Source organism: Methanocella paludicola SANAE, from assembly GCF_000011005.1.
Classification (GTDB): domain Archaea; phylum Halobacteriota; class Methanocellia; order Methanocellales; family Methanocellaceae; genus Methanocella; species Methanocella paludicola.
On sequence record NC_013665.1, the window covers coordinates 2,912,746 to 2,933,487 of the forward strand.

Genomic DNA, 20,742 nt, shown 5'->3' on the forward strand with positions numbered 1-20,742 from the left:
GAGGCCGTATCTGAGGCTGGTATGATGGACATCGACCTTCGCTCCACCATGGACATCCAGATCACCGCCCTTGAGTGGATGCTCCGTGACGACGGCAGGTACGTCCGGTACTACCCGGAGGCGGGCAGGGACGTGTACCTGGAACAGCTTCCCGACGGTTCCCTCAGGGTGACGCCGCCAGAGTTCCACGACGAGGTGATGTCCATATTCGAATATCCCCTGAACGGAGTGTACTGTGGCGATAACAAGCTACTGCTAAGGCTCCGGGAATTTTACAGGCGCTGCTGGGTCATGAAGCTCCAGGACCCCTACATCTCATTGATCATTACCATACTGACGCAGAACAAGACGGCTGACAGCGCCCGAAGGACGTTCCACAAGCTGCAGCACCGGTACAATGGCATCGACGTGCACAAGATGGCGGGCGCCGACAAGAAGGAGCTGGAGGAGCTCATCCACTATTCCGGCCCGTACAAGGCCGCATACATCATCGAGTGCTCCAGGCAGATCATCGAGCGGTGGGGCGGGAGCCTGGAGTGGATGAAAAAGGTCTCGACCGAGGAGGCCCGGGAGGCGCTGCTAAGCTTATACGGCGTGGGCCCCAAGACGGCAGACTGCGTCCTGTTATTTTCGCTGGGCCACAGCGTTACCCCCGTGGACACCCACATCTGCCGGGTGTCACAGAGGCTGGGCCTGAGCACGTCCACGGGAGACAGCGAGGCCGCGAAGAGGAAGGTCAAGGAAGACCTGGAGAAGAAGCACAGGATACCTGGCATGGCCCACCTTCTTATCATCAACCTGGGGAGGGACTTCTGCAAGGCCCTTGTGCCCCTCCACCACATCTGCCCCGTCGAGGACATATGCCCAAAGCGGGGGGTGGTCAGGCCTGAAAGGCTCCTGTGATTTCGGGGTCATCGTGCATGGCCCCGAGGCGGTCTACTCCGGCGAGGTCTCGAAGGTCATCTCCTTTTTAGAGTCCCGGGGCGACGTGCGGGCCTTCGCCGCGGGCACCATGTGCCGGACCGCCATCATCGACATGAGGCTGGAGAACGTCATCGATATCACTGTTTGCGACCTGCCCAGCCGGACGCTGTCCGCCATCCCGTGCGCCGTGCCCATCATGGTGAACAACGGGAAGTCCGTCGAGTCGGGCCTGGCGTTCGGGGACATCGTGGCGGGCCGCACGAAGAGGACGGCCATACAGGTGGAGAGGGCCTCCGAGAAGGACGGAGTTATCGTTTTATGGGAGGTCGAGCCGAACGAGACGGCCTCCTGGGTGGCGCGGGCTCTCTCGGAGCATTTCGCCGTACCCTTGAGACAGCTCTGGCCCTCCGTGAACAGCGAGGGCGAGTGCCACGCGGTGAGGTGCGCCTGCCCCGGCGAGCCGCTCTTCGTCAACGGCGTCCTCATCGGAGTCGTGGAGAGCCCCGAGGTGAAGGCATACATCAGGGACGGCCGGATCGTGCGGCTGGAAGGCGTATCTGCAAAGGATACGGGCCTGGCCAGGCTGGGCCAGTTAAAAGAGGCGAAGTTCAAGTCGGGCTACATCCGCTACAAGGCCGGCCCGGCGTGCGACGTGCCCGTGAGGTACGGCAAGGGGAGGATGGCGGTCATCGACCACATCGCGTTCAGCTCCCTGGAGCGCATCGACCCCGACACGGTGTGCGCCCTGACCGTGGGCGACGACACGACGGAGGTGGCGGGCGACGTCCTGGCCCGGAGGGGCGTGCGGGTCATCGGCATCACCGACGGCGACCGGGACGGCGTGCTGAAGGGCCCCGCCAGGGCATCGGGCTCCGTCATCCTCCGGATCCTGAGCACGACGGACGACGAGGCCGGGGCGGCGCTGGCCAGAAAGATCAATGGTACCGACACCTTCGAGGGCTTCGTGGCTAAGGTCAGGGAGGAGCTGGCCAGGATGGGCGTCGAGTACGAGGTGGCCCCGTGATCGCGGGCATCGACGAGGCGGGCCGGGGCCCGGTCATCGGCCCCATGGTGGTCTGCGGCGTCTCGGTCAGCGAAAAGAAGCTCCGTAAGATCAAGTCCATGGGCTTAAAGGACTCCAAGCTGCTGACCCCAAAGAAGCGGGAGGAGTTCGCCGTAAAAATAAAAGATGTCTGCGAGTACGAGCTCGTGGTCGTCGGGCCGGAGCGCATCGACTCCCGTGCCAATGACGAGCTGAACCTTAACGAGCTCGAGGTCGAGTGTTTTTCTAATATACTAAAAGCCTTGAGGCCGGCCACCGCGTACGTCGATGCCTGCGACGTGAACGCGGAGCGGTTCGGTATTAACGTGAAGAAGGGCCTGGACTTCGAGGTGGAGGTCATCTCGAGGCACAACGCCGACCGGGATTACCCGGTGGTATCGGCCGCCTCCATCCTGGCCAAGGTGCACAGGGACGCGTTGATCAAGGAGATCTGCGACTCCATCGGCGAGAACGTGGGGAGCGGGTACTCGCACGACCAGGTCACCATCGAATTCTTAAAAGGCTATTATAAAAAAAATAAGTGTATGCCCCCGTTCGCCCGGAAGTCGTGGAAGACCACGTCGGCCATCATCAGCGACTGCCTGCAGGCGAGGCTTTTCCAGTTTGAATGAGGCGGCTTAATTCTTTTAAGGCGTGCCGCTGGCCAGGAAACGCTGCTTCGGGTCGTCCAGTTTCGATAGCAGGAACATGTCGCCCGGGTTGTAGGCGACCTCCTTGTCCGTCTTGATGTCGACCTCGTAATTACTATTAGAGGCGGTCGCAGCGGCGCCCTTGATGCCCGTGACCAGCGCCGGCGTGGACTGGAGGCCAACGTAGAGGTGCACCTTGTCGCCTGCGTTGAACTCGCCCTTGAACCGGGCGGTCCGGCACTTCAGTTTTAGCGTGTCCGCTACGGTCTCCGAGGCGGAAATGATGAAGCCCCGGTCCAGGTCCTTGCTCTGCACGCCCTTCAGCGCGAGGCCGACCCGGTCGCCCGCCTTCGACTGCTTCACGTCGTTGTCCTGCATCTGGATGGAGCGGACCTCGGCCTCCTGCTTCAGGGGATAGACCATGAGCTTATCGTGGATGTTCACCGTGCCCTGGAGGACGTAGCCCAGGACGACACAGCCGATGCCCGTCACGTTGAAGTGGTGGTCGATGGGGATGCGCACGGGCTTGCTGACATGGGACACGTATTCTTTCTTAAGGAGGTTGTCCAGCTCGAACAGGCGGTCCTTAAGCCGGTCGACGCCCTCGAACGACTTGGTCGAGGTGGGGATGATCTCCCAGCCTTCCATGGCCGTGCCCTTCGTGAGCGCCTTGATCTTGCTGGAGAGTTCCTCGACGGCGTACGGGTTCGACTCGTCAGTCCTCGTGATGGTGATGATGCCGTGCCTGGGCCTGAGCAGGTCCATGAGGATGATGCACTCCCCGGCCCGGGCGTCCAGGCCCGTGGCGGATACGCAGAATACGACGACGTCCGACATGTTGACGCCGTTCACGAGGGGCTTCGGGGACTTCGGGTACCCGATGGGGTCCACGATCGTCAGGATGTTCTCGCCCTTGGTAAAATTATACAGAGTGATGTCTGATTCGGTGCCTTTTTTGCCGAGCTTCGAGGCGAGAGTGGTCTTGCCGCTCTTCTCTCCGCCGGCCATTGTCACGTTGACCATGAGTGATTACCTCTATGAAAGTTGAGACATACAATGAAAAGGTGGCTTATATAAGTTGCCATGGCCGTCACTTTGCCATGATGGCCTTAACCTCGGCCGCCGCCCGGTCGACGTCCGCCAGGGCCTCCCTGTATGCGGCCTTCGGGCCGATGAGCGCCACGACCAGGGCCTTCGGGCCCGCGCCCACGGCGACGAGCCTCTTCTCCCCGACCTCCATGACCACCCGCCTGGGTATCCCCGCCCTCAGCTCGGATGACGCCTCCTCGGCGGCGCCCAGCATGGCGGCGTACATTGGGGCGAAGATCTTGCGCTCCTCTCCAGGGGCCACGTCCGCTGCCAGGAGCGTGCCGTCCCGGGAGATGGCCGCAGAGGCCTCTATGCCGGACCCCTTCAGCCTGGACAGCGCGGCCTTTAGCCGGTCCGCCTTCTCCTGAGGCAGTGCCCCTTCCACATTCATCTACGTAAACTACGCGTCGTTTTTATATTACGCTTTGGGCTTCGCCTTGAAGGCCCGGGCCTCGCGCTCGCTTCCGGTGACGTTCATGTAGCCCTCGCCCAGCTTCTCCTTTACGTTGACCGTCTCCGAGTAGCCGTACGCGAAGTTGTCGCCCTTGAGGAACACCGTCTTCCCCTTGAACCGGGGCTTGAGCGCCTCCACGGCCTTCATGACGGTGCCGAAGTCCCCGGAGGGCAGCGAAAGGTCGATGGTGTCGCTGTTCAATGAGCCCTCGATGAGAGCCCGGACCATCCGGGATTGTAAATCCTTGTTCTGCTTGGACAGCTCCTTCCACTCGTTGAAGAACCGGGCCGCAGTCTTCGGGATGTCGTCGTACCCGACGCCCCAGAGGTCGGAGACCTCCTTGAGGAGACGGTCGTGGTACTGGACTTCGTTTAAGGAATTGTCTAAGGACTTGAACTCGAGCCTCACGACTCCGTCCTGGATGCGCTCCGAGGACAGCATCTTTATGAAGCCCACCTTGGCCGTGTTATCGACGTGTATGCCTCCGCATGCCTCCACGTCGTACCCGGGGATCCTGATGATCCGGAGCACCTTGCCCGGCACCGCGCCGCCCTGGTAGATCCGCATGGAGTACCGCCTCTCCGCCTCGGTCCTCGAAAGCTCCTCCACGTGGACGGGCACGTTCTCCATGACCAGGCCGTTGGCGACCCGCTCGATCTCCTGGAGCTGGGCGAAGGTGAGCGACTCGTAGTGGGTGATGTCCAGCCTCGCCTTCTCCGGCGTCTTCTCGGCGCCCGCCTGCCAGACGTGGTCGCCCAGCACTTTTCGGGCCGCGTAGTTGACGATGTGCGTCGAGGTGTGGTGGGCCGAGAGGATGCGCCGCCTGTCCTTATCGACTTCGCCGACGACCCTCTTCGCGTCGGCCGGCAGGGGCGACTCCAGGACGTGGACGACGACGCCGTCCTGCTTGTACACGTCCTTCACCTTTATGCCGTTCATGAACCCCGTGTCTCCGGCCTGGCCGCCTCCCAGCGGGTAGAACAGCGTCCGGTCGAGCACTACTTTCACGGGCGTGATGAGCTTCACGACGTCGGCCTCGAACCTGAACTCGTGGGGCTTCTCATAGTACATCGGCACTGTCTTCGGCAGGCCCGCGGTCTCGCTGGCCTCGACCTTGCGCTCCTCCCGGCGCTCGTGCCTGGCCTGCACCCGGACGTAGAAGTCCTCGGGTATCTCCAGGTCGGGCTTCGACTCCTTTATCATCTCGGGGGCGACGCCCTGGGAGTCGTATAGCTCGACGAGCTTCTCGGGCGTGAACGCCTCCTTCGACTTGACCATGCGCTTGATGATGTTCTGGCTTTTTTGTTTTGATTCATCGTAGCGCTTCTTTTCCACGTCGATGATGTCGAATAGGCTGCCGTAGTCCTTGAGCTCCGTGTACCAGGAGCCGAACTCGTCGATGTGGCACCTGAAGACGTCGTTCAGGTCGACGTCGAGGCCATATTGATCGGCGAGCGTCCAGCAGCGCCTCAGCAGATTCCTGAGGTTGTAGCCTCCGCCCACGTTGGATGGAAGCGCTCCGTCGTGGATGGCGACCAGCAGGCTCCTCGTGTGGTCGGCGATGGCGTATAATGCGCGGTTCTTGTAGACGGCGCCCTTGAGCTCATCCAAGCTCATGCCCATCTGGCCGGCGATGTCGTTCCACGCCGAGTGGGCGTCCTCGAGCTCGTCCACGTTGAGAATGCCGGCGTACTTCGCGAAGCGCGCCTGGAACTCGGGGTCGGGGCGGTAGCCCGTTTTGGTGTATAAAAAGTCCATCGTCTTCGGGAAGGTGGCGTCGTAGGACATCGGCAGGCCCTGACTGAACCATGCCCACCTCTCCAGGCCGGCGCCCATGTCGATGACCTTCGTCTTTAGTTCCCTGAAGCCGTCCGGAAGCTGCTCGTACTGCATGTATACCTGGTTGCCCAGCTCCAGGCCCCTCGAGAAGTACTCGATGGAGGGGCCGAAGTTGCCTCCCCCGGCCCACACGTCCTCGTGGAACAGGATCTCGTGGGCCGGTATGCCCAGGCCCTTCGTTAAGAACTCCTGTATCTGGGCGATGCCCTCCTCCTTGAAGTAGACGTGCTTCTCGGGCGTGTTGAACGTGTGCTGGCCCACCATGATGAATCCGGTGTAGTGCCGGCCGGTGATGCCCACGTTATCGATGTCGTTGAACCTTAAGCAGAACTGGGGCTCCAGCACGGCGGGGGCCGGGGGCTCCAGCTCGCCGGAGACCACGTAGGGCTGAAAGTCGTTGATGCCGGCGGCCACAAAATAAAGGTCCTCGTACCAGCGGGCCACGGTCGGGTACCGTTCGAGGGGCACGTATCCCCACTGCTCGAACGTCTTAACGTAGCAGTCCCAGGCTTCCTTGTACTCGAACTTCTTCCGGGTGAGCGACTCCCCTATGAAACGGTATCCGCCGCTGCACTCCGCCTCGTCGCAGAAGTCCCGGGGCGTCTGGCTCCAGAACCCCCTGCCGCACTTCTTACACACGTACCTCTCGTAGCCCAATGAGCGTAACGTTTTAACCGGATAGTACTTCTCGTAGTTCTTCGCGAACTCCGGCTTCATGAGTTTTTTGATCTGCTTATCGTCCATGGCCATCTCTTCCGGAAAAATGAATGTAAATTGGCTCTCTTCGCCCTATGTCGTGGAGGGCGCATATATTTATCGGTTTTTGCGGGGCATGAAAAGGTTTATGGCTTAGCAGCAGTAATCAAGTAACGGTTCCTCAAGGGTAAAAACATGGATTCGGACACCGGCGGCAAGTCAAAATACGATTTTAGCGAGATCATGTCCATACTGGGCGAGGAGCAGAAGCCCTCCACACCGGTCAGGAAGACCGAGCCCCAGAAGCCCCGGGACGAAGCTTTTTCTAAAAAGCTCATGGCGGACATCGAGCAGAAGAACGCCGAAATACTGAGGCTCAACTCGGAGAACATTTCCCTCAGGTACTCGCTCAGCGAGAAGGAGATGGAGATAAAGAAGCTCCGGGCGCAGTCCGACAGCCTGCGGGACCAGGCGGAGAGCCTGAAGGCCCAGGTGGTCAGCCTCAACCAGCAGATCGGGGACATGAACAAGTTCGTCAGCGACGCGCGCCTGAAGCTCGGGGAGATGGAGTCGGACAGGGCGAAGCTCACGGCCCGGATCGTGAAGGAAGAGGAGGCCCCGCCCGGGGACGATGACGATGTCGCATCGATATTCAAGCGGATAGCCCTGAAGGGCGAGGAGCCGCCGCAGGAAGCGCCCGACGGCGGCGAGGATAAGCCAAAGCCCCTGAAAAAGGCCGGCACCGCCAAGCTCTACGACCTGTAGGCCAAAGATAATTTTATATGTACCCCGGGTCCTAATTCTTCTTACATGAGCAAAGTCACCAAAGAGTCGATATTGAAGAGGGCTGAGGACCTCGATGTCAAGTTCATCAAGCTACAGTTCACCGACGTGTTCGGGACCACGAAGAACGTGGCCATCCCCGCCAGCCAGCTCGAGAAGGCTCTGGATGGTGATGTCATGTTCGACGGTTCGTCCATCGAGGGGTTCGTCCGCATCGAGGAGTCGGACATGTACCTCAAGCCGGACATGAACACCTTTTCTCTCATTCCCTGGCAGAGCGAGTACGGCAACGTCGCGCGGCTCATCTGCGACGTGTACAACCCGGATGGCAAGCCGTTCGAGGGCTGCCCCAGGAACGTGCTTAAAAAAGTCATCAAGGAGGCCGAGAAGATGGGGTTCAGCATGAACGCCGGCCCCGAGGCCGAATTCTACTTATTCGAGCGGAACCTGGAGGATATGCCGACCACGAACTCCCGTGACTACGGCGGATACTTCGATTTATCTCCGGTCGACCTGGGCGACGAGGTGCGCCGGGCCATGGTCACCGAGCTGGAGAGCATGGGATTCGAGATCGAGGCCTCCCACCACGAGGTGGGCGAGGGCCAGCACGAGATTGACTTCAAGTACGCCGACGCGCTGACCACGGCGGATAACGTGGTGACGTTCAAGTTCGTGGTGCGGAAGATCGCCATGCAGTACGGCCTGCACGCCACCTTCATGCCAAAGCCTTTGTTCGGCAAGGCCGGGTCGGGGATGCACACCCACCAGTCGCTCTTCAAGGGTAAGAACACGAACGCCTTCTACGATGAGAACGCGAAGTACCAGCTCAGCAAGACCGCCATGAACTACATCGGTGGCCTGCTGGCCCACGCGAGGGGCTTCGCCGCGATCACCAACCCGCTCGTGAACTCTTATAAGCGGCTCGTGCCGGGCTACGAGGCGCCCGTGTACATCGCGTGGTCGGAGAAGAACCGCTCTCCGTTAGTGCGCATACCGGCCCGCAGGGGCCTCGGCACCAGGGCCGAGCTCAGGAACCCGGACCCGGCCTGCAACCCGTACCTGGCCTTGGCCGTGACGCTCAAGGCAGGCCTGGACGGGATCAAGAAGAAGACCGACCCGGGAGACCCCGTCAACCTGAACATATACCACCTGACCGAGACGCAGAAAAAGGACCTCAAGATCAAGAGCCTTCCCGCGAGCCTGAGCGAGGCGCTGGACGAGCTGGAGGCCGACGACGTGGTCAGGAGCGCCCTGGGCCCCCACGTCTACGAGAACTTCATGACCGCCAAGCGCATCGAGTGGGACGAGTACCGGACCCAGGTCTTCCCCTGGGAGGTCGAGCGGTACCTGGGCGTTTATTAACGCCCCCGTCCTTTCTTTTTTAATATATTATCAGGTATTTTTCGTTCAGGCTTCGATCGTACTCGTACTCTATGGTTATTTCGTACCGCCCGCCTCCCTCGATGGCCCTGTGCTTATTTGATGGGACCATGACGCCTCCCTTTTCCACTCCCTCCCTGAGCCTGACCTGGCCGATGGCTATGGCCTTCCTGCTGCCCCGGACCTCATAGATCATAGTGCCCTCATCCTCTTCGGAGCCGAACGTCACGTTCGTGCCGGGCGGAAGGGAGAGCGTTGTTCTCTTCGTGGCTCCCTGAGGCGAGGCGGGGTCGAGAAGGTCCCTGGGGGCCGATGCCATGAGAGCCCTGCAGTCGTTTGATAGCTCGAGAAGCCGGGAATCCACGGAAGCCGTACTCACGACCGGCTCCGCACGGCTCAGCCCGAGGCCGGCGAGGCATGCGATGGCCGCCAGCACGGCCATGGACGCGGCCATGGCCACGGGCAGCGAGTCTACCACGGCACGGCCCCCAGGAGTACGACTGATGAGACGCAGGCGGCCAGCAGGGCAGGGCCCATGGGCTCCTCCTGCTCCCGGAGAGAGGCGATGTCCTCGGCGGACAGGGGGCCGCCCTTGCCGGCATGTCTCGATTTCACGGCGGGCCGGTATACCCCGTGCTTCAGCAGGAGCACGGCCGCCAGGCAGAGCGAGTACGCCGCGATGAAGTATAGCGGGGGATAGGCCGGCGAGGCCATTAAGAATAGCCCCAGGACGAGCTTGGCGTCCCCGCCTCCCCACATTCGGAGCTTCCAGAGGCCATACACGTACGCGTACGACACGATACACGTCAGAACGGCAGGCCCCAGGGGGTAACCCCGGGCCGCCATCAGCGCCAGACCGGCCGCGATGAGCGGGATCGTGAGCCGGTTAGGTATGCGCATGGTACGGTAGTCGATGACGGCGGCCGCGGCGACGGCCAGCCCCGCGAGCACGATGCAGGCCAGGTCAATCCAGGTAAACGACAGGCTCTCCACCCCCGTGCTCGCTTTCCCTCGGGCGGATCTTGATGACGTGGCAGGACTCTGTGGTGTCGTCGACCACGATGGCGGCGCCCCTCCCGGCGCCCAGGCGGGCCATGGCCTCCTGTATGGGCTCTTTCACGTACGTGGGCCGGGCCGACTCGAGCGCCTCCAGGTCGTCCCTCAGCGTCAGCCTGTGGCAGACGATCACGTCGGCCTGGGAGAGCACCTCCTTGCCCAGTGCGGAGGGCCGCTGGGTGGCAAGCACCAGGGACAGGCCGGGCTGCCTTCCCTGGCGGAGCCACTCGTTCGTGAGCACCCGCCCCGCCCTGGTATCCCCGTCCATGAACATGTGGGCCTCGTCGATGAGCAGCCAGACAAGGGGCTTTTCCCTTTTGCCGTTCTCGGCCCTGCGTGCCTCGACCCGGATATCGTACAGCGCTCTGGCCAGCGACGCCACGATGGCCGATCTTATCCGGGGCTCGTGGCCGTATCCGCTCAGGTCCAGTATGCTTATTGAGCCGGGCTTCAGCAGCGCGTCGAACGTGGCGCTGCCCGAGAACAGGCCCCAGGACGCCACCATACGCAGCAGGCCCGACAGCGTGCTCCCGGGCTTCACCCTCTTTACCAGCCCCTCTACCTCGAACGGCCCGTTGTCCATGGCGCCCATCAGATCGGCGCCGTGCTCGCTCAGAGGCTCGATGCCCAGGAGCTCGCAGTAGTCGTAGAACGATAGCGAGCAGGATGGTATTTCCAGGGGCAGGGCGCCCTCGCGCCGGTGCGCCGGAGGCGCGAACACCCGTATGCCTTCCCAGCCTTTCATACAGGCGAACACGCCCATCGTGTCCACGACGATAACGCAAAAGTTCTTCCTGATGGCGAGGGGCAGCCGGGCGAACTCCTCGATGATGACGCCCATGGTGTATGATTTGCCGTAGCCCCGCTTGCCGCAGATCAGCGCCGCGTGGGGCTTAAGCACGTCGAGGTACACCCCGGCACCCTGGGACCCGTCCAGGGCAAGGTACCTGCCCACGTAAAGCACCCCATCCTCCCCTCCGTCTCTCCTTCCAAGCAGATAGCGCTTCTCACAGGACATACTTAATTACAATAAATTGAAAATAAATAAAGCTATCCCCTATGTGACGGGTGCCTGGTTAATGAGAGCTTTCACTTCCTCGTCGCTCAGGTCAGGGAAGCTCTCGTAGTAGCTCGCCACGGCGAACGGGCCGTACGGCTGCACGGCCAGGCCGACCACCTCGTCCACCTCCTTTTCGAGCCGCTCTACTGAGGATTCGGGGCTGCAGGGCACGGCCACGATGACCCTTTTCGGATGCTCCCTCATGACGGCCCTCACGGCGGCGATCATGGTATACCCCGACGCCAGGCCGTCGTCCACGACGATGACGTTCTTGTTCTTTAGTTCAGGCAGGGGCCTGTCGCCCCTGTATTCCCTTGCCCGGCGCCGTATCTCGGCCAGCACCTCTTTAGATATCCGCTCGATATCCCCGACGGACAGCCCGCAGTATGCCACGAGCCGCTCGTTCAGTACGATGGTGCCGTCGGGGGCGATCGCGCCGAACCCGGCCTCGGGGTCGGACGGGATGGGCAGCTTCCTCGGGATGATGAGGTCCAGGGGCACTTCGAGCCGCCTCGCCACCTCGTATCCAACGGGCACCCCTCCCCGTGGTATTGCCAGCACGATGGCGTTGTGCCGGTAAATGAGCAAGCGCTCTGCCAGCCGCCTTCCCGCGTCGCGCCTGTCCCTGAAGATCATTGGGCCCTTGCCATCCCCGCGGCCTGGCCTGCGCCCGCGCCCTGGAGCGCCCGGAGCACGGCGTCGCAGAAGTACCCGAGGTCCGTGGGCTGCCTGGAGAATATGTACTGGGCGTCGGTGATCAGCGGCTCGTTCACGTACGTAGCCCCCGCGTCCTCGATGTCCACCACGAGGGACTTCCAGCCCGTGGCCCTCTTCCCCTTCAGGAGCCGGGCCGTGATGAGTATCTGCACGCCGTGGCAGATGGCGGCTACTGGCTTACCCGTGCGGTCGAAGTCCTGCACGAACCTGATCACTTCGGGGTATATGCGGATGTGGTCCGGCCCCTGGCCGCCCGGTATCACGAGACAATCGTAGTCGTCGGGGCTGAGGTCCTTGAAGGCGATATCGGCGGCGACGGGCATGCCGTGCTTGCCTGTGATGGTCTTGCCCTTTTCAAGGCCCGCGACCTTGACGTCGGCACAGGCCTCATACCTCAGCCTGTATAGCGGGTACATCAGCTCCATGTCCTCGAAGCCTTCTCCTGCGAGCATAACGACTCTTTTTCCTTTTAACTCCTCCATAGTACTCCTCCTCTTTTATGATGTTCGAGCCCCGGATACTTGAACCGTTTCGACGTTATGCGCGAACGGGTTAATTATATATGGTTTGGTTGCAAATTACTAATTTGCAATTTGGTGTAAAATTATGCTCGATGCCCTCAGAGCCCTGTCAGGGCTGACAATAAAAGCGGCGGAGCCCGCATGCCCCCTGGCGTTCAGGCAGGGAAGGCACGGGACTGACGCTGTGGCGGACTGCAGCAGGTGCCCCGGCGGGTCCAGCCTCTCCGACCCGGGATGCCGGCTTCCCCTCGTCAAAAGCCTAGCGGGAAAAGCGTGGATGGACCGGCTATTGCTCGAGAAGAACATCGTCCGCGAGTATGACGCCCTCGGGTCGCTCCAGGCGCTGGTGTCCTCGTACGAGAACATGAGGCTCCACGCCTCCACGCTCCGGACGTACGGATGCGGCCAGTGCGACAGGCAGAGGAAGGCCGTGGTGGGCTCGGCCATAGAGGAGGCCGTGGCCGCCCCGGGGGATATATGCCGCGTCATCGCCTCGATCCCCGTCCGGCCAGGGAAGGGCGTGCCCGAGTGCAGCCTCTGCATGGAGCGCTACTCGGCCTTCCTGAGCGGCATGGCGGATATCGGCCGGAGGCTGTCGTACAAGGATCCGCCTCCATATGTCAGGCCCCGGTTCTCCAGCTCCAGGATATGGATGGAGCCCCCGAAGGGGGCGGTTTTCGTGCGCTCGTACGAAGTGGCCGGGGATGCCTTCACGCCCCCGCTGCACGTCACTCTCTACGAGCTGGCGGAGAGCCTGGAGAAGATGTACTTCATCGTGCCGTGGGAGTACTGCATGGATGAGGAAGACATCGCTATTCTTACAGAGGCCAGGCAGAGGCTCCTCACGAAACGCCCGGAGACGATGGAGTTCATGGAATCGGCGAACATGCGCCCGCTGTTTGCACGGTATGGCAGGGAGGCCATTTCGGCGACGGCGAGCTCTGGCAGGGCATGGATCGGCGAGGCGAGGCTCGAGAGGCTCACCGCCGCCCTGGTGAAGTACACGTGCGGCCTTGGCATCATTGAGGACGTCCTCAGGGACACCCACATCGAGGACGCCTACGTCAACGCCCCGGTCGGCTCCACCCCCCTTCACCTGGTCGTGGATGGCGAGGAGTGCACGAGCAACGTCTTCCTCTCGGAGGCGGACGTGGAGTCGATGATCTCCCGGCTTCGGGCCATATCGGGGAGGCCGTTCTCGGAGGCCAGCCCCGTGCTGGACATGGACCTGGGCGAGTTCAGGACGAGGGTGTCGGTCATCGGCGACCCCCTGTCAAGGGGGCTTGCCTACGCGTTCAGGCGGCACAAGGCCACGCCCTGGACCCTGGCCCAGCTCGTCTCTAAGGGCATGCTCACGCCCTACGCCGCCGGCCTGCTCTCGCTCCTCGTGGACGGGCAGTCATCCATCCTGGTCACGGGCACCCGGGGGGCGGGCAAAACGTCCCTGCTTGGGGCCATGATGCTCGAGATACCACAGGGCTACCGCATTTTGGCCATCGAGGACACGCCCGAGCTGCCGCTCGAAGACATGCAGCGCTGTGGCTGGAAGGTGCAGGGGATGGGGACGAGGTCCGCCGTGTCGGGGTCGGAGGCCGAGTTCCAGGCGTCGGACGTGCTCAGGGCGGCGCTAAGGCTGGGCGAGTCGGCGCTCATCATCGGCGAGGTGAGGGGCGCCGAGGCCCGGTCGCTGTACGAGGCCATGCGTGTGGGCGCTTCCGGCAACTCGGTCATGGGCACCATCCACGGCTCCTCCTGCAGGGACGTATACGACCGCGTAGTCCACGACATAGGCGTCCCCCCGGCGTCCTTCAGGGCGACCGACATCGTCGTCGTCTGCTCGACCGTGAGAAAGTGTGGCGGCCACTCGAGAGAGCGGCGCGTCATACAGGTCGCCGAAGTCTCGAAAAGCCGCTGGGATGACTCCGGCGGGGCTTTTAACGACCTCCTCCTGTACGATGCCACGGAAGGCTCTTTGATCGCGACGGACCTCATCGACACGGGACGCTCTGAGGCCCTCCAGGGCATCGCCGGCAGGTGGGGCCTGCCGATCAGGGCCGTGAACGGGGAGATCGAGGCCAGGGCGCAGCTCATAAAGCAGGTGGCGGGCACGATGTTCATGGAGGCCCCGGAGTACGCGAGGTGCCTGAACGCCTACCGGGCCATGCGCGAAAAGGGGGGCGCCGGTGGAAGCTGATCACTATGCGGAAGCCTGCCGGTCGTCCTTCAGGACACTCTCCGCGCTCTTCGGCCGGGACAGGCTCGACGCGTACTCGGGCCGCTATGCGAGTAAAGACCTTGTGGCGTGCATCGGGTTCGCGGGCCTGGAGATCAAGCCGTCCGAGGCCTTTTCGCTGGCATTCATGGCGGCCATGGCCTCGCTCATCATTGTAGCGGTAACGGGAATGGCGGCCTTCGCCCTGGGCCTGCTGGATACGGGGATGGCCGTGGTGCTGGTGGTATGCGGTGGCGTGCTGCCGCTGCTCGTGTACGTGTACGTGGGGGAGTACCCGAAGCGCAGGGCCGCCTACATGAAGGTCCATTCACTGGGCGACGTGCCCGAGGTCATCAGCTACATCGTCATGGCCATGAAGCTCACCCCCAACATCGAGCTGGCCCTCAAGTTCGCCGCCTCCAACTCGAAGAGGCAGCTCGCGAAGGACGTGAAGAAGCTGATGTGGGGCCTGCAGGCGAGGGCCTATGACAGCCTGGACATGGCGCTGGGCGCGTTCGCGGAGGAGTGGGGCGGGTACAGCGAGCACTTCAAGCGGGCCGTGTTCCTTATAAAGAGCGCCGCGGACGAGAGGGACGAGGCCATGAGGACGATCACCCTCAACCGGGCCCTGGACGTGGTGCTCGCGGGCACGAAGGGCATGATGCAGTCCTTCTCGAGCGCCCTGCACTCGCCCACCCTCATCCTCTACTCCATTTTCGTCATGGTGCCCCTGGCCCTCGTGGCCATGCTCCCCGCCGCCGCCATCATAGGCCTGCGGATTAATTCGCTCGAGCTGGCGCTGCTCTACGACGGGCTGTTCCCCCTGGCAACGCTCGTCTACGCCCACTCCATCCTCATGAAGAGGCCGGCCGCCTTCACGCCGCCCGACATTCCGGCCATGAAGGAAAGCATCCCCAGGTGGGCCTGGGCGCTCATCGCATGCGCGGTCGGGGCCGCCACGGCATCGCTGTACTTCTTCCCGGCCGGAATTCCCGTCCCCGGCTCGATCTTCCTGGCATGGAGCGTCACTGCTGTCATATCGATATACTGCCTGGGCGTGTACACGCCCTATAAAAAGCTGAGGGACGACCTCAGGAAGATGGAGGACGAGTTCGCCGACTCGCTGTTCGTCCTCGGCCGGCGCATTTCGGAGGGGAGGTCCCCGGAGGATGGATTCGCGTACACGGCCGCCATGACCGCCGGCACCTCGGTCGGAAAGGCCTACGCCCGGGCTGCATACAACATACGGTGCCTCAGGACGACGCTGAGCGACGCGGTGCTGTCGCCCGAGTACGGCGCCTTCTCGGACGTGTACTCCGACCGCATCAGGGCGACAGTGTGCATGCTCGTGGAGACCTCGGGCAAGAGCGGCGAGATCGCGGGCAACTCCGTCGTGCGGCTGGCCGATCACCTGAAGGAGCTACAATCGATCGAGGACGACGTCCGGAAGATGCTCTACACCATGACCAGCATGCTCAAGACGACCTGCGTGGTGTTCGCCCCGTTCATAGGGGGCATCACCCTGGCGCTGTCCCGGTCCGTATCGGAGGTGGTTGCCCGCACGATGGCCGGGCTGAGCGAGATGCCCGAGGGGGCCAGGCAGTACTTCCCCATGATGCCCGAGTTCAGCGCTCCCCTGGTGTCCAACGACGAGTTCGTCCTTATCATCGGGATCTACGTGATCATGCTGGTGCTGATATTGTTGAGGTTCGTGGACGGCATCGAGCATGGCGACGACCGGTACGAGTTCATGTACAGCGTCGGGACGGTGCTCCCCATCGCCATGGCCGTGTTCACCATCACGACGGTGTTCGCCGATTCATCGTTCGGCACCATGTTTTAGTTGCATTAATGTGAAAATTATTTATAGGATAAGCGTTAACTTACTAACGTATAATTATAGTTAGGTGATATACATGCGCAGCAAAGGTTTCAAGGGCGACGAGAGGGGCGTGGAAGGCCTCCCCGTGCGCCTGATCGTCGTGCTGGTCGTGGGCGTGATCGCGCTCTCGTCCATGGTGGCCGCCGTGAACAGCTTCAAGCCCCCGAAGACGCTGACCGCCGCAGTGACCGAGGTGAGCAGCAAGGACGGCAATCTCCTGCAGGTCAGTAACTCGGGCGAAGGCGCCGTTACGAAGACGTGGACCTGCTATGTGAACGTGACTGACGATAAGGGCAACCCGGTGAGCGGCGCCAGCGTGATCGTCCACGGCCTGGGAGGCGCAGGCTCGGGCGTGACCAACACAAAAGGAGTAGCGTACATCTCCAAGACGAACGACATCAAGCTCAACGCCAACCAGAACATCGGCTACATGACCCTGGAGGTCAACGCCCCCGGGTTCTACCAGTACAAGAACGAGAACGCGCTCGCCGTGGTGAGGGTGAGCTAGAGCCGCCTGGCGAGCCAGTACAGCGCCTCGGCCGCCCCTTCCCCGTACGGCCTTTCGGCCACGTAGTCGGCGGCCTCCTTTATTTCGGGCGTGGCGTTGCCGACGGCGAGCCCCATGCCCGCGGCGTTGAACATGTGGATGTCGTTGGCCGAGTCCCCCACCGCCGCGAACTCCTCGGGCCTCAGGCCCATCAGCCGGGCGACCTCTACGAGGCCGGTGCCCTTGTTGACGCTCCTGTGCTTCAGGTGCAGGGCGAACTTCGTGTCGATGATCTCAAGGTCAGGGTAATATTTTGCGAGCAGCGCCCGGGCCTTCTCAAGGTCGACGTTGCGCCTGAAGGCCAGCTCGGACATCCTGTACCGGGCGTCGAGCTGCTCCAGGCCCGGGAACTCTTTCAAAAGAAGGGCGGCCGCCCGCCGGCACTCCTCGATGTCGGCCAGCACGGAGGGCTTCGCGTCGTAGCCCACCTGGATCACCCCGCCGGTCTCCGCGATCATGGCCTCGCTCGCGCCGATGAGCTTGCTGGCCGCGCGCATAAAACAGATAACGTTGCCCGAGGCCAGCACGACCGGCACGGGAAGCGAGCGGATGGCGGCGATCGCGTCGGTGCTGACCTGCCGCCGCATGTCGGTGAGCGTGCCGTCGATGTCCGCCACGACGGCCTTTATCCGAGTAATGAAAAGCCTCCGGTGTTTATGCGCCTTTTGTATTTTTATACGTGATGGTCAGGGGTGTTTTAACACGAGCGCCGGGTAGTCCGAGGCCGCCACCACCGACAGCGCCATGCCCATCTCCGCCCCCGCGTCGAGCATGATGATGGACGCGCCGGTCTTTTCCGCCGCCTCGATGATCTCTTTCCTGGGCGTGCCCTCCGCCATGACCACCCCGCCCCCCAGGCCAAGGCCTTTCAGGCTGTCTGCGAGGGATACCGGGTCTACCCGGTCGGAAAAGCACAGGAAAGTGACGCTGCCTATGCTTACCTCTTCCTTCAGGGCGCGAAGTGCCTTCAGCTTGGCCGCCGGTTCGCCTGTAATGGGGCAGAGCACGCGGCCGAAGAGGTTCGTGCAGTAGGCCTCCATGGCCATCTTCGACTGGTCCACCGCGCTGGAGGAGAGCATGGTCATGACCAGCAGGTCCCGCCGGCAGTTCCTGATCAATTCCATGGTGGCGCTGCCCGCCGGCCCGCCGGGCTTGTGGTAGTTGACCACGATGAGCGAGGCGTCGAGCTTCTCCGCGATGCCGCAGATGTCCCTCCCGGGGGCGCCAGGCATGAGGTGCACGTCCGTGGATACCCCCTTGTTCCGCTCTATATTTAATTCTTCATCCAGGAAGTCCCGGGCCTCCTGCATCCGGGGCTCGAACAGGGCCGGGTCGATGCGGTTCTGCTCGTCGATGACGTGCAATAAGTGGATGTTTTTCGTCTTCCCGATGATGCCGACGCAGGGGAGCATGAACGGCGACTCGGAGAAGTCGGTCGCGTACAGGATATTCTCGAACATCTATGATTATATTGGCCTGCTAAAATAAAATAGTGCCGTACATAGGTTTATGTCCGCCGGGGATATAGTGGTTGCTTGTGCAGGACAGGATCGCCGTCGATCAGGCGCTGGCCTTTCGCCTGGATGGCCATTATCTTGCCCGCCGATCCCCCCCGGGCTCGATGCTGCGGGCGGCAGGGGCGTGTGGCATCCAGAACACGCCGCCCGGCTCGGCGGCCCTCTCGCTCCACGCGAGGGTTGAGGGCCTTACTCCGGGGGACGTTGAGAGGGCGCTGGATATCGATAAGACTCTGATGCAGACCTTCAGCCTGAGGGGCGCGGCCTATGTGTCCCCGACGGCCGACGCGGCCGTGTTCACCCGGGGCGTGCTGCCCGGGGACGAGGACTCGATGCGCTTCTTCATCCGGGGAGCCGGCCCCGCCTTCGATAAGGCCGGCATGAGCGCCGCGGAGGCGGTCCGCCTGACATCCGATGCGGTGCTCGAAGTCCTGGACGGCCGTGCGCTTCCCAAGAGCGAGCTGGCCGTCGAGCTGGCCGATCGCGTGGCAGAACGATTATCTCCGGGGCAGCTTGAGGCATGGAGGTCGCCCGGCGGGTACGCGCCCCGCCAGCCCCTGGGCGAGGCCATCGTCCGCTTCTGCCTGTACGTCAATGCACTCGAGGGCTCGTTCTGTTTCGTTACAAGGCGCAACGCCGCCCACTTCGTGCGCACGGACCAGTGGCTCGGCGCCCCGTTGTCGGAAGCGGACCCGCAGGAGGCGAGAGCCGGGCTGGCACGCCGCTACATTTCGTGCTACGGGCCCTCGACGCCCGAGCATTTCTCCGAATGGGTCGGCATTTCGCTGGCCGGGGCCTCGAACGCGTGGGAACCCATGGCAAAAGAGCTCGTGGAAGTCGACTTCGAGGGACGTAAAGCATGGATACGTGAGCCGGACCTTCCCCGCCTCATGTCGCCCCGGGAGCCCGAGGGCACACGGTTCCTGCCGCCCCATGACCCGTACCTGCAGATGCGGGACAGGGCGACGCTTATCCCCGATAAAGGGCTCCGCCGCCTCATCTGGCGAGCCGTGGGCAACCCGGGCATTGTCCTGTATAAAGGTCGCCCGGTAGCGATGTGGAGGCCACAGAAGAAAGGTAAGACTCTCGGCATATCCATAGAGCAGTTCGCTCCCCTGGCTCAGGCCGAGCGCAGCGACATCGAGGCTGAGGCGACAACGCTTCCCCCGTTCAAGGGTTGCACGAAGGCTGATGTCGGGTTCAAGAGCCTCTAGGGGCTTTTCCCCTGCTGCTCTACGAAGCCTTCGACGGCACGCCGGATGTCCTGAACGCTCTCCAGCACCGTGATGCCCTCCATCTTTCGGATCTTATTGACGTTCTCCACGTCGACGTCTCTTATATAGAGGGTCATCTTCTTGCCGCCGGGCAGGATGGTCACGAGCTCGCCGGGCTTGTTGTCGGGCGGGTATATGTAGATCGGCAGCCGGGCCTTGGCGCCCTGGGCTACGGCGTTCGAGAGCAGCGTATCGCCGATGCCGTAGGCGATCTTGGCCGCCGTATTCGCCGTTACGGGGGCCACCAGGAACATGTCGTAGTGGCCGGTCTGGAGCTTGCCCACCAGGAACGGGGAGTTCGCGTCCACTTCGACGCGGATGTCGTAGAACTCTTCCTCCAGCTTGCTCCAGAGCTTGTACCATTTGAGCACCAGTTTGGCGCTCTTCGACGTGTAAATGTCCACGGTGAGGCCGTGCTTCTTCTTCAGCTCGATCATGAGCGCGGCGATCTCCTCGATCTTGTCGCCGCAGCCGGTGATGCCCCAGGCTATGCGGACCATCATGCCACCTTCCTGGCCATCGCCTCGTAAAAGCGCTTGAGCGTCTTGCGGAGCGTGCGGAGCCCTTCCTCGTCGCCGGCCACGCCCTCGCTTCCCCTGTCGTGGGACCATAGAGTCCCTCCCAGGTTGGCGCCGAAAGAGCCGCCTCCGCACGGGATCATCTCGTTGAGGATGTAAAAGTTATTGATCGTGGTCAGGGCAAGCTCCTGCCCGCCGCAGCGGTCGCCGCCCACGGCCAGGCCCATGCCGGTCTTGCCCTTTAGTATCGAAGGATCTTTCGCGAGTATGGCCCTGCACCTGTCCATCAGGCACTTCGTCTGGCCGGACAGGCTGCCCTGGTAGCACGGCGTGCCGAAGATGATGCCGTCGGCCCAGACCATGCCGTCGTAGAACTCCGGCAGGGCGTCCTTCTGGATGCATCCCTGCTTATTCTTGATGCAGTAGTCGCAGTGGATGCAGAACCTGATGTCCTTTCCCCTGACGGAGAAGTACCTGGTCTCGCAGCCCTTCTCCTTTAGGTAGTCCAGTCCATACCTGACCGCATAGTCAGTGCCGCCCTGGCGGGGGCTTCCGCTGATGCCGAAGACCTTCATAGTGCC

21 protein-coding genes are annotated in these 20,742 nt (G+C 62.5%); 9 read left to right on the top strand and 12 right to left on the bottom strand.

The window, feature by feature from the left end:
- Window positions 1–21: 21 nt before the first annotated feature.
- The 3 genes from nth to rnhB are packed head-to-tail and all read left to right on the top strand — an operon-like array spanning window position 22 to window position 2,598.
- Window positions 22–903 (top strand): endonuclease III domain-containing protein, encoded by an 882-nt coding sequence (gene nth, locus MCP_RS15000; protein ID WP_012901701.1) that lies wholly within the window; start codon window positions 22–24, stop codon window positions 901–903.
- Between the two features lie 13 nt (window positions 904–916).
- Window positions 917–1,948 carry a DUF2117 domain-containing protein gene (locus MCP_RS15005; RefSeq protein ID WP_231845109.1) on the top strand — a complete coding sequence of 344 codons (1,032 nt, stop codon included), beginning with the start codon at window positions 917–919 and terminating at the stop codon, window positions 1,946–1,948.
- The gene (gene rnhB / locus MCP_RS15010) at window positions 1,945–2,598 is read left to right on the top strand and encodes a ribonuclease HII (protein WP_012901703.1); all 654 of its coding nucleotides are present in this window, start codon (window positions 1,945–1,947) and stop codon (window positions 2,596–2,598) included. Before MCP_RS15005 ends, rnhB begins: the two co-directional genes overlap by 4 nt.
- A 15-nt stretch (window positions 2,599–2,613) precedes the next feature.
- Here rnhB and MCP_RS15015 read toward each other — a convergent pair whose 3' ends face one another.
- The 3 genes from MCP_RS15015 to alaS form a co-directional block, all read right to left on the bottom strand.
- On the bottom strand, window positions 2,614–3,639 hold the full coding sequence (locus tag MCP_RS15015; protein ID WP_012901704.1) for an EF-Tu/IF-2/RF-3 family GTPase: 1,026 nt from the start codon (window positions 3,637–3,639) through the stop codon (window positions 2,614–2,616).
- Between the two features lie 67 nt (window positions 3,640–3,706).
- The gene (locus MCP_RS15020; RefSeq protein WP_012901705.1) at window positions 3,707–4,096 is read right to left on the bottom strand and encodes a roadblock/LC7 domain-containing protein; all 390 of its coding nucleotides are present in this window, start codon (window positions 4,094–4,096) and stop codon (window positions 3,707–3,709) included.
- A gap of 27 nt (window positions 4,097–4,123) precedes the next feature.
- Window positions 4,124–6,742, bottom strand: a complete 2,619-nt coding sequence (alaS, locus tag MCP_RS15025; RefSeq protein WP_128567250.1) for an alanine--tRNA ligase — start codon at window positions 6,740–6,742, stop codon at window positions 4,124–4,126.
- Window positions 6,743–6,889: 147 nt separating this feature from the next.
- On the opposite strand from alaS, the gene MCP_RS15030 reads away from it, so the two are divergent.
- Both MCP_RS15030 and glnA read left to right on the top strand, forming a co-directional pair.
- Window positions 6,890–7,459, top strand: coding sequence for a hypothetical protein (locus tag MCP_RS15030; protein ID WP_012901707.1), 570 nt, complete (start codon window positions 6,890–6,892; stop codon window positions 7,457–7,459).
- 45 nt (window positions 7,460–7,504) lie between these two features.
- Window positions 7,505–8,839 carry a type I glutamate--ammonia ligase gene (gene glnA, locus MCP_RS15035; protein ID WP_012901708.1) on the top strand — a complete coding sequence of 445 codons (1,335 nt, stop codon included), beginning with the start codon at window positions 7,505–7,507 and terminating at the stop codon, window positions 8,837–8,839.
- Window positions 8,840–8,858: 19 nt separating this feature from the next.
- Here glnA and MCP_RS15040 read toward each other — a convergent pair whose 3' ends face one another.
- From MCP_RS15040 to MCP_RS15060, 5 genes are read right to left on the bottom strand one after another with little or no spacing between them, the layout of a single operon-like run.
- Window positions 8,859–9,335: a hypothetical protein gene (locus MCP_RS15040; RefSeq protein ID WP_012901709.1), complete on the bottom strand. Its 477-nt coding sequence runs from the start codon at window positions 9,333–9,335 to the stop codon at window positions 8,859–8,861.
- Window positions 9,329–9,850 carry an A24 family peptidase gene (locus MCP_RS15045; protein ID WP_128567251.1) on the bottom strand — a complete coding sequence of 174 codons (522 nt, stop codon included), beginning with the start codon at window positions 9,848–9,850 and terminating at the stop codon, window positions 9,329–9,331. Before MCP_RS15045 ends, MCP_RS15040 begins: the two co-directional genes overlap by 7 nt.
- Window positions 9,822–10,931 carry an ATP-binding protein gene (locus MCP_RS15050; RefSeq protein WP_012901711.1) on the bottom strand — a complete coding sequence of 370 codons (1,110 nt, stop codon included), beginning with the start codon at window positions 10,929–10,931 and terminating at the stop codon, window positions 9,822–9,824. Before MCP_RS15050 ends, MCP_RS15045 begins: the two co-directional genes overlap by 29 nt.
- A 39-nt stretch (window positions 10,932–10,970) precedes the next feature.
- Window positions 10,971–11,609, bottom strand: coding sequence for a phosphoribosyltransferase (locus tag MCP_RS15055; protein WP_012901712.1), 639 nt, complete (start codon window positions 11,607–11,609; stop codon window positions 10,971–10,973).
- Entirely contained in the window at window positions 11,606–12,172 is a 567-nt protein-coding gene (locus MCP_RS15060; protein WP_012901713.1) for a type 1 glutamine amidotransferase domain-containing protein, read from the bottom strand. The genes MCP_RS15055 and MCP_RS15060 overlap by 4 nt, the downstream gene beginning before the upstream one ends.
- A 124-nt stretch (window positions 12,173–12,296) precedes the next feature.
- On the opposite strand from MCP_RS15060, the gene MCP_RS15065 reads away from it, so the two are divergent.
- From MCP_RS15065 to MCP_RS15075, 3 genes are all read left to right on the top strand, one after another.
- A complete protein-coding gene (locus MCP_RS15065) occupies window positions 12,297–14,405 on the top strand; it encodes a type II/IV secretion system ATPase subunit (protein WP_012901714.1) in 2,109 nt (702 codons plus the stop codon).
- Complete coding sequence (locus MCP_RS15070) at window positions 14,395–16,266, top strand: hypothetical protein (protein WP_012901715.1); 1,872 nt, start codon at window positions 14,395–14,397, stop codon at window positions 16,264–16,266. Before MCP_RS15065 ends, MCP_RS15070 begins: the two co-directional genes overlap by 11 nt.
- A gap of 73 nt (window positions 16,267–16,339) precedes the next feature.
- Entirely contained in the window at window positions 16,340–16,813 is a 474-nt protein-coding gene (locus MCP_RS15075) for a hypothetical protein (RefSeq protein WP_012901716.1), read from the top strand.
- Here the strand turns inward: MCP_RS15075 and MCP_RS15080 are convergent.
- Together MCP_RS15080 and MCP_RS15085 are read right to left on the bottom strand one after the other, a co-directional pair.
- Window positions 16,810–17,490, bottom strand: a complete 681-nt coding sequence (locus tag MCP_RS15080) for a phosphoglycolate phosphatase (RefSeq protein WP_394296159.1) — start codon at window positions 17,488–17,490, stop codon at window positions 16,810–16,812. The two genes, MCP_RS15075 and MCP_RS15080, sit on opposite strands and share 4 nt — an antisense overlap.
- Before the next feature lie 48 nt (window positions 17,491–17,538).
- Window positions 17,539–18,312 carry a universal stress protein gene (locus MCP_RS15085; RefSeq protein WP_012901718.1) on the bottom strand — a complete coding sequence of 258 codons (774 nt, stop codon included), beginning with the start codon at window positions 18,310–18,312 and terminating at the stop codon, window positions 17,539–17,541.
- 77 nt (window positions 18,313–18,389) lie between these two features.
- On the opposite strand from MCP_RS15085, the gene MCP_RS15090 reads away from it, so the two are divergent.
- Window positions 18,390–19,583, top strand: a complete 1,194-nt coding sequence (locus MCP_RS15090; RefSeq protein ID WP_128860103.1) for a winged helix DNA-binding domain-containing protein — start codon at window positions 18,390–18,392, stop codon at window positions 19,581–19,583.
- On the opposite strand, the gene afpA is transcribed toward MCP_RS15090, so the two are convergent.
- Together afpA and MCP_RS15100 are read right to left on the bottom strand one after the other, a co-directional pair.
- A complete protein-coding gene (gene afpA, locus MCP_RS15095) occupies window positions 19,580–20,143 on the bottom strand; it encodes an archaeoflavoprotein AfpA (RefSeq protein WP_012901720.1) in 564 nt (187 codons plus the stop codon). The two genes, MCP_RS15090 and afpA, sit on opposite strands and share 4 nt — an antisense overlap.
- Window positions 20,143–20,736, bottom strand: a complete 594-nt coding sequence (locus MCP_RS15100) for a flavodoxin family protein (RefSeq protein WP_012901721.1) — start codon at window positions 20,734–20,736, stop codon at window positions 20,143–20,145. The genes afpA and MCP_RS15100 overlap by 1 nt, the downstream gene beginning before the upstream one ends.
- Between the last annotated feature and the right edge of the window lie 6 nt (window positions 20,737–20,742).